General features: G+C 70.0%; 13 protein-coding genes. 6 read left to right on the forward strand and 7 right to left on the reverse strand.

Features of this window, described 5'->3' with window-relative positions:
- Nucleotides 1-171 precede the first annotated feature (171 nt).
- From IPT68_RS04160 to IPT68_RS04170, 3 genes are all read right to left on the reverse strand, one after another.
- Nucleotides 172-891, reverse strand: a complete 720-nt coding sequence (locus IPT68_RS04160; protein WP_189701233.1) for an alpha/beta fold hydrolase — start codon at nt 889-891, stop codon at nt 172-174.
- A 208-nt stretch (nt 892-1,099) separates the two neighbouring features.
- Nucleotides 1,100-2,050 carry an alpha/beta hydrolase gene (locus IPT68_RS04165; RefSeq protein ID WP_189701234.1) on the reverse strand — a complete coding sequence of 317 codons (951 nt, stop codon included), beginning with the start codon at nt 2,048-2,050 and terminating at the stop codon, nt 1,100-1,102.
- Nucleotides 2,051-2,380: 330 nt separating this feature from the next.
- Nucleotides 2,381-3,169, reverse strand: coding sequence for a DUF427 domain-containing protein (locus IPT68_RS04170; RefSeq protein ID WP_189697403.1), 789 nt, complete (start codon nt 3,167-3,169; stop codon nt 2,381-2,383).
- Nucleotides 3,170-3,799: 630 nt separating this feature from the next.
- Between IPT68_RS04170 and IPT68_RS04175 the strand changes: the two genes are divergently transcribed.
- The 3 genes from IPT68_RS04175 to IPT68_RS04185 all read left to right on the forward strand — a co-directional run bounded on the left by IPT68_RS04175 (nt 3,800) and on the right by IPT68_RS04185 (nt 6,903).
- Complete coding sequence (locus tag IPT68_RS04175; protein WP_189697402.1) at nt 3,800-4,750, forward strand: alpha/beta fold hydrolase; 951 nt, start codon at nt 3,800-3,802, stop codon at nt 4,748-4,750.
- On the forward strand, nt 4,747-6,282 hold the full coding sequence (locus IPT68_RS04180) for an MFS transporter (RefSeq protein WP_189697401.1): 1,536 nt from the start codon (nt 4,747-4,749) through the stop codon (nt 6,280-6,282). Before IPT68_RS04175 ends, IPT68_RS04180 begins: the two co-directional genes overlap by 4 nt.
- 126 nt (nt 6,283-6,408) lie before the next feature.
- Complete coding sequence (locus IPT68_RS04185) at nt 6,409-6,903, forward strand: cupin domain-containing protein (protein WP_189697400.1); 495 nt, start codon at nt 6,409-6,411, stop codon at nt 6,901-6,903.
- A gap of 130 nt (nt 6,904-7,033) precedes the next feature.
- Here IPT68_RS04185 and IPT68_RS04190 read toward each other — a convergent pair whose 3' ends face one another.
- Complete coding sequence (locus IPT68_RS04190; RefSeq protein ID WP_189697399.1) at nt 7,034-7,495, reverse strand: cupin domain-containing protein; 462 nt, start codon at nt 7,493-7,495, stop codon at nt 7,034-7,036.
- Between the two features lie 285 nt (nt 7,496-7,780).
- Here IPT68_RS04190 and IPT68_RS04195 point away from each other — a divergent pair, with 285 nt between their 5' ends.
- The 3 genes from IPT68_RS04195 to IPT68_RS04205 all read left to right on the forward strand — a co-directional run bounded on the left by IPT68_RS04195 (nt 7,781) and on the right by IPT68_RS04205 (nt 12,639).
- A complete protein-coding gene (locus IPT68_RS04195; RefSeq protein WP_189697398.1) occupies nt 7,781-8,521 on the forward strand; it encodes an SDR family oxidoreductase in 741 nt (246 codons plus the stop codon).
- A 112-nt stretch (nt 8,522-8,633) separates the two neighbouring features.
- A complete protein-coding gene (gene aceE, locus IPT68_RS04200; RefSeq protein ID WP_189697397.1) occupies nt 8,634-11,321 on the forward strand; it encodes a pyruvate dehydrogenase (acetyl-transferring), homodimeric type in 2,688 nt (895 codons plus the stop codon).
- Nucleotides 11,322-11,421: 100 nt separating this feature from the next.
- The gene (locus IPT68_RS04205) at nt 11,422-12,639 is read left to right on the forward strand and encodes a 2-oxo acid dehydrogenase subunit E2 (protein ID WP_189697396.1); all 1,218 of its coding nucleotides are present in this window, start codon (nt 11,422-11,424) and stop codon (nt 12,637-12,639) included.
- 80 nt (nt 12,640-12,719) lie between these two features.
- Here IPT68_RS04205 and IPT68_RS04210 read toward each other — a convergent pair whose 3' ends face one another.
- From IPT68_RS04210 to IPT68_RS04220, 3 genes are all read right to left on the reverse strand, one after another.
- Nucleotides 12,720-13,013 carry a hypothetical protein gene (locus IPT68_RS04210; RefSeq protein WP_228040253.1) on the reverse strand — a complete coding sequence of 98 codons (294 nt, stop codon included), beginning with the start codon at nt 13,011-13,013 and terminating at the stop codon, nt 12,720-12,722.
- A 291-nt stretch (nt 13,014-13,304) separates the two neighbouring features.
- Nucleotides 13,305-13,823 (reverse strand): GNAT family N-acetyltransferase, encoded by a 519-nt coding sequence (locus tag IPT68_RS04215; RefSeq protein WP_189697394.1) that lies wholly within the window; start codon nt 13,821-13,823, stop codon nt 13,305-13,307.
- Nucleotides 13,824-14,060: 237 nt separating this feature from the next.
- Entirely contained in the window at nt 14,061-14,828 is a 768-nt protein-coding gene (locus tag IPT68_RS04220) for an alpha/beta fold hydrolase (RefSeq protein ID WP_228040724.1), read from the reverse strand.
- Nucleotides 14,829-14,959 lie beyond the last annotated feature (131 nt).

Below are 14,959 nucleotides of genomic sequence, written 5' to 3' on the forward strand. Positions count from 1 at the left end.
GTGCGGCCGGGTCCCGGTCGTCGGTGCCGTGGTCCTCGTCGCCGGTGCGTGCCGCATGGTCCTCTTCATGGATGCGTGGCACCTGACCGCATGTCACACGGTCAGGCACCAGAAGGGAAACGGCCGTCGGCACGCGCTCCCCGACGGTCCGGTGCGCTGGGCGCCGGCCGCTCAGCCGGTCGCCTGCGCCGCCTCGTTGATCAGGCGCGCCACGTCACCGGGACGAGAGACGCTGACGGCGTGGGAAGCGGACACGCTCACCACCGTGGCCTCCGCGCGCTCGGCCATGAACGTCTGGGCCTGCGGCGGGATGTTCCGGTCGTCGGTGGCCACGAGAACCCAGGACGGGACGTCCTTCCACGCCGGGGTGGCAGAGCCCTCCGCCAGCGCGGCATCGGTCACGGGTCGCTGGGTGGCGGCCATGATCGCCGCGGTCTCCTCGGGGACGTCCGCGGCGAACTGCTGGTGGAATTTGCTCTTCTCGATGTAGAGATCCGCGCCCTGGCTCCCGTCGGGCAGGGTGATCGGCACCGGGTGGAGCGCCTCCCCGAGGGTGCTGCCCGGGAACTTGCCGGCCAGGGTGATCGCGCTTTCGCCTTCGTCCGGCAGGAAGGCCGCGACGAAGACGAGTGCCGTGACGTTGTCGAGTCCCCTGGCGGCGTTACTGATGACCGCGCCGCCGTAGGAGTGGCCGGCGAGGACCACAGGGCCCTCGATGGAGGCGACGAGTTGTCTGACGTACTCGCTGTCTCCAGCCAGTCCGCGCAGCGGATTGCTCGCGGCCACCACCGGGTAGCCGTGGGACTGGAGCTTGTCGACGACGCCGTTCCAGCTGGAGGAGTCCGCGAAAGCGCCGTGGACGAGGACGATGGTGGGCTTCTGTGCACTCATGGGAGTGGCCTTTCGTTTTGCCAGTGAGATACGCGCGTCATCGGGCGTGCGGCTGTGCTGGATCGCGGGGCGTTCCGACCTTCGGTACCGGCGGACGGGCCGGACTGGAAATCCGAATTCCAATGCCGAATTCCACGGGAATCACGCTTCTCGTCCGCCGGGCGTCACTGCCGGTACGCCTGGATTCTTCGCGGAATTGCGCGAGGGGTCAGTCGGTGCCGAGAGCCTTGCGCAGGACGTGGACGGCCTGCTCGATCGCCGCGGTGGAAGCCTGAGTTCCGCGAACCGGGTTCAGCATCATGAAGTCGTGCAGGGTGGCGTTGTAGCGGATGCTCGTGGTCGGCACGCCGGCCTGGATCAACTTGCGGGCGTACGCTTCGCCCTCGTCGCGCAGAACGTCGTTCTCGTCGACCACGACGAACGCCGGCGGCAGCCCCTGGAGGTCTTCCAGGGTCGCGCGCAGCGGGGAGGCCGTGATCCGGTCCCGCTCCGCCGGGTCGGCGGTGTAGGCGTTCCAGAACCACTCCATGGCCTTCGCGGTCAGGTGCGGTCCATGGGCGAAGGTCCGGTAGCTCTCGGTGTCCTGCCCCGCGTCGGTGACGGGGTAGTACAGCGACTGGTGCAGGAAGGTCACGTCGCCGCGCTGCTTGGCCATGTGGGTGAGGGCGGCGCTCATGTTGCCGCCGACGGAGTCACCGGCGACGACCATACGGGAGCCGTCGAGACCTTCTTCGGCGCCCTTGGTGGTGACCCACTGGGCGGTGGCGTACGCCTGCTCGATGGCGACGGGGTACTTCGCCTCCGGGGAGCGGTCGTACTCGACGAAGACCAGGGCCGCCTCCGCGCCCACGGCCAGCTCACGCACCAGACGGTCATGGGTGCCGGCGTTCCCGAGAATCCAGCCACCGCCGTGCACGTAGAGGATCACGGGCAGGACACCGGTGCTGCCGACGGGCTTGACGATGCGGACCCTCACGTCGCCGACCCGGGCGGGGACAGTGATCCACTTCTCGTCCACGTCGAGTTTCTCGACCGGCCCGGACTGAACGTCGTCGAGTAGCTTGCGGGCGCCCTCGACACCGAGTTCGTACAGCAGCGGCGGCTTGGCGGTCGCGTCCGCGAATTCCTGTGCGGCGGGCTCGAGAATGATGTCATTCACGGCAAGCTCCTTGCGAGGTGGTGTGTTGTGGAAGGCTTTCCACCTCATGAGACCGGGCCGGGAGTCGATGTGTGACGCGCCGGGGAAAACGGCACGGAAATCGCTCACCGCCCACGGCCTTATCGAGCGCATTCCTCGCCGGCCCGAGCCGCCGATTCGGCGTCGCTGGTGCCGCGGCAGGCAACGTTTGCCCGGCAAGGAGCGGCGTCCGGTGCGTGCTCTCGACGTGCCGGCCGGAAGCCCTCGTACTGGATGTACTTGGGCTTCCGGCCGGTGCGGCGAGAGGGCGTGCCGGGCGTCGGGACGGGGTGAACGTTGCCTGTCGCGGCACTAGTCGGAGGCCCCCTGGGTGGGGTCGGTGGGCCTCGGCAGCAGGAAGTCGTCGACGTACAGATCGACACGCTCGTTGTAGAACGCGGTCAGCCCGGCGATGCGGTTGGCGTGGATGGTCGGGAAGTCGTACGTCCATGCGATGTCCTCGTGGGAGGCGGTGTCGCTGTCGAACGACCAGTAGCTGCTCGTCGTCCCCTTGTACGGGCATTCGGTCACCGTGTCCGAGTGCCGCAGCCGGGTCCAGTCGATGGTCGTGCGGTCGAGGTAGTAGCGGGTCGGCAGGCCGGTCTCGAACAGCTTCACGCAATCGAGGGCCTCCGCCAGCACGACACCGTCCAACTCGACGCGGACGCTGCTGCTGGAACGCAGGGCGTCCACGCGGCAGTACGGGCTCCGGGGATGAACGAAGACCGGCTCGTCCTCCTCGAACCACGTGTCCAGCGCCTCCCACTCGAAACGCACGGTGTCGTGCAGCGGCTCCGGGGCGCCCTCTCCCCAAACCCACGCCGCGCCCGGGCGGACCTCCGGCCCGACCCGAAGGGTGTGGCGGTGCGCGGGGCCGGCACCGAGTTGCTCCATGTGCTTGTCGTCGTGGAGCACGCCGTCCACCAGGTCCTCGACCGGGATGCTGAACTGTGGGTAGGCCTGCCATTCCCACACGTACAGCGCGCGGCGGGTGTCGAAGGCGACACGTCCGCCGATCATTCCCCGGATGCGGCGGGGAACGGGCTCCACGTGCCCGATCGGGACGATGAGGCTCGGGTGCAGGCCACTGTCGGTTGCCATGGTGATCACCTTGAGTTCGCTGATGGTGCGCTCGCCGTGCCCGGTGTCTGCGGACCCAGGACGACCGCGCCTATTCGGGCCGACGGCCCTCGCCTGTCCGTTCGATGCTATCGGCTGTGCCCGACGGCGGCCTCGAAAGCGGGGCTCGACCACAGGTCGTTGTCACACGGTGTTTCCGGTCGCTGTGTGGCGCCGATCAGAACGACGGCGTGGTCCGACGGGAGGGCGTCGACGACCGACGATGTCACAGATGCCGAAGGCTCCCGGTCAGTGGGCCGTAACCGATTGGCACCTGAGGGGATTCCATCATGGGCGCGCGTATCGACTGCTTCGGCAACACCTTTGCCGGCCAGGTCACTGAGCACCTGAACTCGACCGGAGCGGTGGTGCGGGCGGCGTGCCGGACGAGACATGGGCGAACGCCGCGCAGCACTACGGCGACCAGCTCGTCGCGCTGATCTCGCCGATCGACGTCTCGCACGCCTACAACCGCGTGGCTTCTTTGCGCCCGGTCGACCGGTGCCGCCCGGCCGCGTCGCACGCGGAACGACTGCCGCCGTCATCCGAGCGACCTCACGTCCCCGGCGAACCGTGGCTTCCCCCACGGGCAACGGAATCCGAAGGACTGTCATGTCAGAACGCCCCGTACTCGCCCCTCTCCGACGAGTCGGCACCGACGTACTGGAAGTCGCCTACTACGAGACGGGCTCCGCGCAGGACGACACCGTGCCGCTCCTGCACGGCTTCCCCTACGACCTCCACAGCTACGTGGACGTGGCCCCGCTGCTCGCGGACAGCGGGTTCCGGGTCGTCGTCCCCCATCTGCGGGGCCACGGGCCCACCACGTTGCTTTCCGGATCGGCTCCGCGCTCGGGTCAGCAGGCCGCCCTGGGCGCCGACGTCGTCGCCCTCCTGGACGCCCTGGGCGTGGAGCGGGCCCATCTCGCCGGGTACGACTGGGGCGGGCGCGCCCCCAACGTCGCCGCGGCCCTGTGGCCCGAGCGCGTTCTCGGCCTGGTCTCGGTCAACAGCCACCTCATCCAGGACATCGGTGCGGCGGCGAAGCCCCTCGCACCCGAACTGGACGCGGGGTTCTGGTACTTCTGGTGCTTCTACTACCTCCTCACCGAGCGGGACCGGGCCGGTCTGGCCCAGGACCCTCGGGGGATCGCGCGAGTGATCTGGAAGCGGAACTCCCCCAAGTGGCCGTTCCACGAGCACGATCCGGAGCGGGCCGCGCGGGCCTTCGCCAATCCCGACTGCACCGACGTCGTGCTCCATCCGTACCGGCACCGGCTCGGTTTCGCGCCGGGCGCCGAGGAGTATGCGGACCTCGAGGCACGTCTCACCGAGTTGCCCCCGATCACGGTTCCCGCCGTCACCCTCGACGGCACGGCCGACGGCAACTTCCCGGCCTCGGACGGTTCCTCGACGGCCCGTCGCTTCACCGGCCCCCGACTCCACCGCACGGTGGCGGACCCGGGCCACAAGTTCGCAGCGGCCGTACGCGACGTGCGCGCCCTGCGGCAGGAGAACACCCGCCGCGACCGCCTCACCGGACGACGCCAGGACACACCATGAATCACTCCCCCACTCCCGAGGGTCCCGTCTCCCTCCGCGTCGCCAGTGCTCGTGGACGGTGGACCCTGCTGGCCACCGTCCTGGGGTCCGGCGTCGTACTGCTCGGCTCGACGGTCACCAATGTCGCGCTGCCGCACATCGGAAACGACCTCGACGCCGACCTCCCCGTCCTCCAGTGGACGGTGAACGCCTACATGCTGACCCTGGCGGGTCTGATCCTGCTGGGCGGGTCCCTGGGCGACCGTTTCGGGCGGCGCCGCATCTTCGTCCTGGGCACCGTGTGGTTCGCGGTGGCCTCCCTCCTGTGCGGCCTGGCTCCGGACACCGGCACGCTGATAGCCGCCCGGGCGCTGCAGGGCGTCGGCGGTGCCCTGCTCACCCCCGGTTCACTGGCGATCATCGAGGCCTCGTTCCACCCGGACGACCGGCCGCGCGCGATCGGCCTGTGGTCGGGCTTCGGCGGTATCGGCGCCGCCCTCGGACCGTTCCTGGGCGGGTGGCTGGTGGACGGCCCCGGCTGGCGTTGGACCTTCCTGCTGAGCGTCCTCCCGGCGCTGGTGTGCGTGCCCGTCGCGCTGCGCCACGTCCCGGAGTCCGTGGGCACGCCTGCGAAGGATGCGGTCGTCGTGGCCGGCGCGGAGGGCCGACGGCGACTCGATTTCGACATACCCGGCGCCGTCCTGGGCGCCCTGGCACTCGCCCTGGCCACCTACGCGCTGACCGAGGCACGCGACGGCGGTCCGGTGGCCATTGCCGCGGCCGTCGGCAGCGTCGTGGCGGGCGCCGCGTTCCTCCGCGCGGAGCGGCGCAGCGGCGACCCGATGATGCCACCGGCGATCTTCTCGTCCCGGCAGTTCACCGCCGTCAATCTGATCACCCTGTGCGTCTACGCGGGCACGGGCGGGTTCTTCTTCCTGACCGCTCTGCAACTGCAGATCGTCGTCGGATACTCGGCACTGGCAGCCGGTGCGGCCATGCTGCCGAACACGGTGCTGATGCTGCTGTTCTCGTCCCACTCCGGGACGCTCGCCCAGCGGCTGGGGCCGCGGACACCGCTCACCGTCGGCCCGCTGGTGTGCGCGGCGGGCATGCTGATGATGCTGCGGGTCGGTCCTGGCGCGTCCTACGTGCAGGACGTCCTCCCCGCCCTGCTGGTGCTGGGTGCCGGCATGGTCGTCATGGTCTCTCCGCTGACCGTGACCCTGCTGTCCTCGGTGGATGCCTCGAACGCCGGGCTGGCCAGCGGCATCAACAACGCCGCGGCGCGGGCGGCCGGGCTGGTGTCCGTGGCGGCGCTGCCGCTGCTCGTCGGGATGGGACCGGACACCTACCGGTCGGACGCGGCCTTCGACGCGTCGTTCAGCCGGGCCATGCCGCTGTGCGCAGGCCTGCTGGCCGTCGGTGCGTCGATCGCCTTCGGCACGCTGCGGCAGACCGCCACGGCTGCCCATCCGCCGCACGGTCGGACACACGGCTGGCTGATGGAGCCGCCGCTGGTGTCCCGCTTCGTCCGTCACCAGGCCGTCGAATGACACCAGGCCGGCCACCCCCGGCTGTCACATCGGTGGAAGCCCACCGGTCTCCTTGTTGAGAGGACCGCTGTCCAGTGGTCCGCGCCGGCGCACGACATCGCGCCGGCCACAGGAAAGGATGCAGTCATGTCGTACCCGTACCCGGAGCAGAAGTACTGGGGCGAGGACGGGGAGGTCAGCGCCGTCTTCCGACCCGCCACCACACCGCCGGACATCGGTGAGAGCGGCACCGGGAAGGACGCCATCCACTATCTGGCGACCACCGGCACCACACGGGGCGAGTTCGGGCTGTACCGGGTGGAGATGCGGCCCAGGGCGGGCGGACCCAAGACGCATTACCACAAGCGGATCTCGGAGTCGTTCTACATCCTGGACGGCACAGTGCGCGTGTTCGACGGCGTGCAGTGGGTCGACGCGCGCAAGGGAGACTTCCTGCACGTGCCCCAGGGCGGGCTGCACGCCTTCCGGAACGACTCCGACGCCCCCGCCGACATGCTGCTCCTGTTCACCCCGGGCGCCCCGCGCGAGGAGTACTTCGAGCAGGTGTCCAAACTGGCGCACGCTTCGGAGGAGGAGCGTGCCGCGTTCTTCGACAAGCACGACTCGTACTTCGTCGAGTAGGAGCGACCGACAGCGGAGTGCTGCCCAGCCGATGCCGGATGGGACCCGGGGAAGCTTCTGCCCGGTGTAGCACCGGCACACCGCCGTCCGCCGCCACCGGGCAGCGGACGGCGCCAGACCCCCGCGAGGGTCAGGCGGTGGGCCGCGGAGCGCGCAGGTGGGCGCGCTCCTTCAGCTCCTCCTCGTCGACCAGCTCGAGCATGGGCTTGCCGGGGGCGCACATCATGGTGACGACGAACTCGGTCCTCTCGTCGGACAGGGCGTTGCCGTCCTGGTAGTGGATGACGTCGCCGCCCGGCTCCCAGAAGGTGCCGCCTGCCCCGATGACGCGCTCGGGCTCGCCTTCCAGTTCGAAGCGAACCGCGCCCTTGATGACGTAGCCGAACGCCGGGCCGGAGTGGCGGTGCGGCGGGGTGCCGGGGTCACCGGGCTCCCACTGCACGTGGACGGTCATCGCCGAGGCACCCTCGGGAACGGTGATCGGCGAGGCGTCCTGAAGCATCTTCGCCGCTCGGGTCCAGCTCGGCCCGTCCTCGCCGCCGTGACCGTGTCCGTCGTGGCCGTGGTGGGTGTGCTGTGAGTTCTCCGACACTGAGTCGCACCTTCCGTGGTTTCACCGTGTCCAGACGGCACATCGTCCGCCGTCACGTGGTCATGTCCGGTCGTGAAGACCGCTCGACCGTCCTGACCGGCTGTCAGCCGGATCTGTGACACCGCACGACAGTCGGCCGTGACCGGCACCGGGCGCCCGGCTCGGTGTCACAAGAACCGGACCAGTCCTGTCTAGGTGTGATGTACACGGTTCCACGCCCACGTCCGCCACCGTCCGTCGACGGACACCCAGCGGGCCATCGGCTACCCGACGGAAGAGATCCAGATGAGAGTCGTCGTTGCAGGTGCCACCGGTCTGACCGGTTCCAGGACCGTCGCCCGGCTCCGGGACCACGGGGTGGAGGTCGTGCCGGTATCCCGTGGGGAAGGAGTCGATGTCAGCACCGGACGAGGCCTCGACCAGGCGTTGCGCACCGCCGACGTGGTCGTGGACGTCACCGACGCACCCTCACGGGATCAGGAGGTCAGCACGGAGTTCTTCACCACCGCGACGGGCCACCTCCTCGAGGCCGCCACCGCGGCAGGCGTGGAGCACTACGTGGCACTGTCGGTGGTGGGCGCCGGCCGGGTCGGCTCGGGCTACTTCGGTGCCAAGGCGGCACAGGAGGACCTGGTGCGGCACACCACCGTTCCGTACTCCCTGGTGCGTGCCACGCCGTTCCACGAGTCGGTGGAGGCGACCGCGACCGCCGGCACCCGGCCCGACGGTGTGCATGTGCCACCGTTGTTGCTGCGGCCGGTCTCGACGGACGACGTCGCCGCGGCGCTCGCCCATGTCGCGGTGGGCCTGCCGCTGTTCGGGGTCCTCGAGGCAGCCGGGCCCGAAGAGGTCCGGCTCGACGAGGTCACCGCCGAGCTGCTGACCGCTCTGGGCCGGCCCGGCCCGGTGATCGCCGACGCTCGGGCGCCGTTCTTCGGCGCGGTGCTCGAGGAGCGAGCCCTGCTTCCCGGCCCGGACGCCCATGTGGGCCATCACACGTTCACCCAGTGGCTCAAGAGCCGCTGATCCACCGGACGGCGACACGTCGTCGCCGTTACTTCCCCACCAGTCGCCCCGCGACAGCCACCGTGTCCGCGGTCGGCGTCGCCGACACCCACGCCGTGACAGGAAGGCTGCCATGAGTGAACCGTCCCGGCCCACTGAGAACCCTGTGATCAGTGAGCTCGACCAGCTACCCGACCGTGACCGCGAGGAGACCGCCGAGTGGCAGGCCTCCCTGGACGCCGTCGTGCGCAACGCCGGGCCGGAGCGCGCGGTGTACCTGATGCGGCGGGTGCACGAGTTCGCCGCGCAGTCCGGCACGTCCCTGCCCGGGCTGCTGTCCTCGGACCACATCAACACCGTTCCGGCCGCCGCGCAGCCGGAGTTCGACGGTGACCTGGCGATGGAGTCCAGGATCACCGCGCTCAACCGGTGGAACGCCGCGGCGATGGTCACCCGCGGTTCGCGTCTGGGGCTGGGCGGCCACATCTCCACCTACGCGTCGGCCGCCTGGCTGTACGAGATCGGCTTCAACCACTTTTTCCGGGGCAAGGACGGTGACGGCTCGGGCGACCAGTTGTTCCTCCAGGGGCACGCCTCCCCGGGCATCTACGCCCGGGTGTTCCTCGAAGGACGGCTGGGCAGGGAGCAACTGGCCGCCTTCCGGCGGGAGGCGGGCGGTCATGGCCTGCCGTCCTACCCGCATCCCCGGCGGCTGCCGTGGCTGTGGGAGTTCCCGACGGTCTCCATGGGGCTGGGCCCGCTCGGCGCCGTCTACCAGGCCCGCTTCAACCGCTACCTGCAGGCTCGCGGCATCAAGGACACCTCCGCCTCACGGGTGTGGGCGTTCCTGGGCGACGGGGAGACGGACGAGCCGGAGTCCATGGCCGCCCTGACGCTGGCCTCCCGCGAGGGCCTGGACAACCTGACGTTCGTCGTCAACTGCAATCTGCAGCGCCTGGACGGGCCGGTACGGTCCAACTCGAGCATCGTCCAGGAACTGGAGGCACGGTTCCGTGGTGCGGGCTGGAACGTGGTCAAGACCCTGTGGGGCGAGGCCTGGGACCCGCTGCTGGAGCAGGACACCACCGGCGCCCTGGTGCGGCGCCTGGGCGAGGTGCCCGACGCGCAGATGCAGACGCTGGCCGCGCGGGACGCCGCCTACATACGCAAGAACTTCTTCACCGGCGACGCCCTGTCCGCCGTCTCCGCCTCCCTGAGCGATGCGCAGGTGGTCGAGCTGTTCGAGAACTCGCGGGGCGGACACGAGCCGTTGAAGGTGTACGCCGCCTACCGGGCCGCGGTGGAGCACCGGGGCGCGCCGACGGTGGTCCTCGCCCAGACGGTCAAGGGGCACACGCTGGGCTCGGCGTTCGAGTCCCGCAACGCCAACCACCAGATGAAGAAGCTCACGATGGGCCAGTTCCGCGACCTGCGCGACCTGCTGGAGCTTCCCATCCCCGACAGCGCGCTCGCCGGCGACGAGGTTCCGTTCTGGCACCCGGGGGAGAACTCTCCCGAAGTGCAATACCTGCGCGAGCGCCGGGCCGCGCTGGGCGGTCCCGCCCCTCTCCGGCGCGTGATCGCCAAGCCTCTGCCGAAGCCGCCCACCAAGCCCTTCGAGGCGTTGAAGCAGGGTTTCGGCCACCAGGAGGTCGCCACCACGATGGCGCTCGTCCGGCTGGTCAGGGACCTGATGCGCGACGAACGGAGCGGAGCACGCTGGGTTCCCATCATCCCAGACGAGGCCCGTACTTTCGGCATGGAGTCGATGTTCCCCACGGCCGGCATCTACTCGCCGCTGGGCCAGACCTACGATCCGGTCGACGCGGACCAGCTGCTCCACTACAAGGAGAGCACGACCGGGCAGTTGCTCATCGAGGGCATCACGGAGGCCGGTTCCGTGGCCGAGTTCGCCGCAGCGGCGACCTCGTACGCCACGCACGGCGAGCCGATGATCCCGTTCTACATCTTCTACTCCATGTTCGGTTTCCAGCGCACCGGTGACCAGTTCTGGGCACTCGCCGACCAACTGGGTCGCGGCTTCGTCGTCGGCGGCACCGCCGGGCGCACGACCATGACCGGTGAGGGCCTGCAGCACGGGGACGGGCACTCGCATCTGCTGGCCTCCACCAATCCGGCGGCGATCAGCTACGACCCGGCTTTCGCCTTCGAGGTCGCGGTGATCGTCCGGGACGGTCTGCGCCGGATGTACGGCGAGCAGCCCGAGGACGTCTTCTACTACCTGACCGTGTACAACGAGCCCAAGCACCAGCCGGCCATGCCGCCGGTGCCGGGCATCGAGGAGGGCATCGTCCGGGGCATCTACCGGTTCCGGCCCGCCGAACCCGCGGCGGCCGGGCCCCGGCTGCAACTCCTGTCGTCCGGTACGGCCATTCACTGGGCCCTGCGCGCGCAGGAACTCCTCGCCTCCGAGTGGAACGTGCACGCCGACGTGTGGTCGGTGACGTCCTGGACGGAACTGCGCCGTGACGCGATGCGCGCCGACGACGCCCGCATGCGCGGTGAGGAGCGCACGCCGTTCGTCACCCGGGCCCTGGCCGGTGCGCCGGGGCCGGTGCTGGCCGTCAGCGACTGGATGCGGCAGGTACCCGACCAGATCAGCCAGTGGATCGAGCAGGACTACTACTCCCTGGGCACCGACGGTTTCGGGCTGTCCGACACGCGTGAGGACGTGCGCCGCTACTTCCGGGTGGACGCCGAGTCGATCGTGGTGACCGCACTGGACCGGCTGGCCCGGGCCGGGCAGATCCCTCAGGCGACCGTGGCGGAGGCCCGCGCACGCTACGGCCTCGAACTGTGAGCGGCGATGTGCCGCGACCGACCCCGCATGGCGCAGGCCATGGACGACAGGTTCGGTGGGCCGTTGCGCCCTGCCGAGCCGTGAGGAGCTGAACGACATCATGACGGTTTCCGTGACCCTGCCGGCCCTCGGCGAGTCCGTCACCGAGGGCACCGTGACGCGCTGGCTGAAACAGGTCGGCGAGCGCGTCGAGGCCGACGAGCCACTGCTGGAGGTTTCCACCGACAAGGTCGACACGGAGATCCCCTCCCCCGCGGCCGGCGTTCTCCTGGTGATCAACGTGGCCGAGGACGAGACCGTCGAGGTCGGTGCCAGTCTCGGCGTCATCGGTGCGCCGGACACCGCCCCGGCGGCCGACCCGGCACCCACGGTCGATCCCGCACCCACGGTCGACCCCGCACCGGCGGTCGACCCCGCACCGGCGGCCGAGGCTTCGCAGGTCGTCCCGGCAACGCCCTCCGCTCCGACGCCGACGCCGATCCCGCCGCCGGCACCGGCACTGCCCCCGGCCGTGGCAGCGGCACCGACACCGACACCGACACCGACTGCGCCGGTTTCCCCCGCACCCGCTGTTCCGACTGCCCCGGCGGCGGGACCGTCCGCGCTACGCGGTCGGACGGTCCGGATGACCCGCATCCGCAAAGCCATCGGCGACAACCTGAAGAGGGCTCTGCTGGAGCAGGCGCAACTGACCAGCACGGTCGAGGCCGACGTCACCCGGCTGATGCGGCTGCGAGAGCAGGCGAAGGACGCTTTCCTGGCCCGCGAGGGCCTGAAGCTGTCTCCGATGCCCTTTTTCGTCATGGCCGCTGCCCAGGCGCTGAAGGCGCATCCGGCCGTCAACGCCAGGATCAACGAGGCCGAGGGGACCATCACCTACTTCGACACCGAGAACGTCGGCATCGCGGTCGACACGGAGAGCGGTCTGATGACTCCGGTCGTCAAGGCGGCCGGCGACCTGACCGTCGCCGGGATCGCCCGGGCCGTCCACGACCTGGCCGACCGGGCGCGCAGTGGTCACCTCACCCCCGACGACGTGTCCGGCGCGACCTTCACGATCTCCAACACCGGCTCCCGCGGGTCCCTGTTCGACACCGTCATCGTGCCACCGAACCAGGCCGCGATCCTGGGCGTGGGCGCCACGGTCAGGAAGCCCGGAGTCGTGCGCAGCGGTGACGACGAACTCATCGGCATCCGGGACCTGGTGCACCTGTCGCTGTCGTACGACCACCGGCTCGTGGACGGGGCGGATGCGGCTCGCTACCTGACCACGGTCAAGCAGATCCTGGAGTCCGCGCCGTTCGAGGGCGACCTGTAGCCCGACGCCACGGCGTGAGAATGTGCCGGTGCGGGCGGCGGTCCGCACCGGCCTTCCAGAGTTCTCCCCGCCGCAACGCCTCAGAACCCGGCCATGGACTTGTCGAGTACTCCGCCCAGCGCACCGTAGACGCTGCAGCGGACCGAGTGCCTTGCCTTGCGGCGCAGCCCGAACCCGACGATGAACGAAAGCGCGAAGAGCCCGCCCAGGACCATCGCTGCGAGCGGGTCGTAGACGACGTACGCGAAGCACGCGACACCAGTCCAGACGAGGATCGGCAGGAACGATCCGCACAGCACCGCCCAGAACCTGATCCGTTCCGGCCCGGACGGCAGCACACGTCCGTACCACACCTGGATGTGGGCTCTGGTCACACAATGCTCAGGGCGCATGGCTCCATCCCACCACCGACAGGGCGGAGCTTGTGCGGTGATCCGTAAGAAGCTGGCCTACGAGTGGGTGCGGCACAGGTATTGCTCCGCCAAGGTGCTCCGGCCGAAAGGCAGCCCGCGGGCGACCTTGATCGTCTGCGACACGTCAGCGGCACCCGCAGAGCCAGCGACCGCACGGGAGGCGGTGCTTCGGGCTCTCTCGCCGCAATGGATGTCGCCCGAAGGATGCCTGTGCGGTGCCGTCTTCTCTGAGTGACCTCGGAGCGGTCGGGATCACCGCTGCCCGGTGCGGAGGAAGCCTCGCCGTCGGCGGGTGGGTGGGCCGGCCGCCAGGTCACGGACGTGGATCCAGGCGGTGACGGTGCCGCCCTCCTCCCGGCGGTGCACGGGCACCGACGCGTGGCGGAGGACGGCGTCCATGCGCTCGTCACCGGACAGGACGAGGCCGTACAGCGTCGCCCAGCCGCCGACGAGCGCGTGGTGCCCCAGGCGGTGCAGCATGCGGGTACCCAATCCATGGCCCTGCCAGGCGTCCTCGACCAGGAGCGCGGCCTCCACGGCAGAATGGTCCGGCATCAGGTGGCCCACGGCGACGATGCGGCCCGTGGTGTCCCGTGCGGCCAGATGGACCGACCCCGGACGGTTCAGCAGTGCGGGCAGGTACGTCCGGGGGTCGGCCATCGCCCTGTGGTAGCGGCTCCACAGGGTCTGCGACGAACAGCGACGATGCATCGCCACGGTGTCGGCGAGGTCGTCGGGGCCTATCGGGCTGATCCGCGGTTCGCGGCGCATGAGGTTGTCCTTGGGCGGCCGGACCCGGTGCGGAACATACACGGGCGGACCGGCGGTCGATGGAGCGGGGTTCGCACACTCGACCGGCCGAACTGGCCGAGTGTGACAACGCCGACGAACCGTGCCACTGGAGTGGGCGTGGCCGCGACCAACGCCTTCGGCCCGGACCATGCCTGGCCGCCGTCACGGGACAGGCCACCAAAGGGGCGCCGGCCCTGCAGGCGCTGCGCGGAAGGGTCAGCGCACCGAGCGGGCGGCGTCCTCGATGACGTCGGTGACCTTCCCGGGCTGCGAGACACTCACCGCGTGCGAGGCTCGGACCCGCGTGACGTGGGCGCCGGCTCGCCCGGCCATGAACTCCTGTGCCTCGGGCGGGATGTTGAGATCCCGCGTGGCAACCAGGACCCAGGACGGAACGGTCTTCCAGGCCGGCTCGGCCGCGCCGTCGGTCAGGGCGGCGTTGGTGACCGGTCGCTGGGTGACGGCCATCAGGTCGGTCTCGTTACGGGGCACATCCGCCGCGAACTGGTGCCGGACCTTGTCGTTCTGAATGTAGAGGTCGGTGCCTTGCGAGCCGTCGGCGTTCGTGAACGGCACGGAGCGCTGCGCATCGCCGAGAGTGCTGCCGGGGAACCTTTCCGACAGGTCGACCGCGCTCTCGCCCTTCTCGGGGAGGAAGGCGGCGACGTAGACCAGTGCCCTGACGTTCTTGTTGCCGGTGGCGGCATTGCTGATCACCGAGCCGCCGTAGGAGTGACCGGCCAGGACCACGGGACCGTCGATGCCGGCCAGAACGTCCTTGAGGTAGGCGGAGTCACCGCTCAGCGAGCGCAACGGGTTGGCGACGGCGACCACCGGACAACCGTCGTGCCTGAGCTTCTTTATGACGTCGTTCCAACTGGTGGAGTCGGCGAACGCACCGTGGACCAGGACGACGGTGGGCTTGGGGCCGGGCGAGGAGTCGTTCTTGTCGGCGGAGGCCGGGGCGACCGTGGTGACGAGCAGGCCTGCGACGACAGTGGCGCCAGCCAGAACGGTGAGGGAGACACATGCGGGACGTACGGCTCACTGCAAGCGCCTTTCCGAGATACGAGTGAGGTGCGCGGCGGCTGTGCCGACGGCACCGTCGCCGCTGC

The organism is Streptomyces chromofuscus (genome assembly GCF_015160875.1).
GTDB lineage: Bacteria > Actinomycetota > Actinomycetes > Streptomycetales > Streptomycetaceae > Streptomyces > Streptomyces chromofuscus.

Coding starts and splice junctions, on each gene's coding strand:
- IPT68_RS04160 (WP_189701233.1), bottom strand. CDS start 891: ATGAGTGCACAGAAGCCCACCATCGTCCTCGTCCACGGCGCTTTCGCG.
- IPT68_RS04170 (WP_189697403.1), bottom strand. CDS start 3,169: ATGGCAACCGACAGTGGCCTGCACCCGAGCCTCATCGTCCCGATCGGG.
- IPT68_RS04175 (WP_189697402.1), top strand. CDS start 3,800: ATGTCAGAACGCCCCGTACTCGCCCCTCTCCGACGAGTCGGCACCGAC.
- IPT68_RS04180 (WP_189697401.1), top strand. CDS start 4,747: ATGAATCACTCCCCCACTCCCGAGGGTCCCGTCTCCCTCCGCGTCGCC.
- IPT68_RS04185 (WP_189697400.1), top strand. CDS start 6,409: ATGTCGTACCCGTACCCGGAGCAGAAGTACTGGGGCGAGGACGGGGAG.
- IPT68_RS04195 (WP_189697398.1), top strand. CDS start 7,781: ATGAGAGTCGTCGTTGCAGGTGCCACCGGTCTGACCGGTTCCAGGACC.
- aceE (WP_189697397.1), top strand. CDS start 8,634: ATGAGTGAACCGTCCCGGCCCACTGAGAACCCTGTGATCAGTGAGCTC.
- IPT68_RS04205 (WP_189697396.1), top strand. CDS start 11,422: ATGACGGTTTCCGTGACCCTGCCGGCCCTCGGCGAGTCCGTCACCGAG.
- IPT68_RS04215 (WP_189697394.1), bottom strand. CDS start 13,823: ATGCGCCGCGAACCGCGGATCAGCCCGATAGGCCCCGACGACCTCGCC.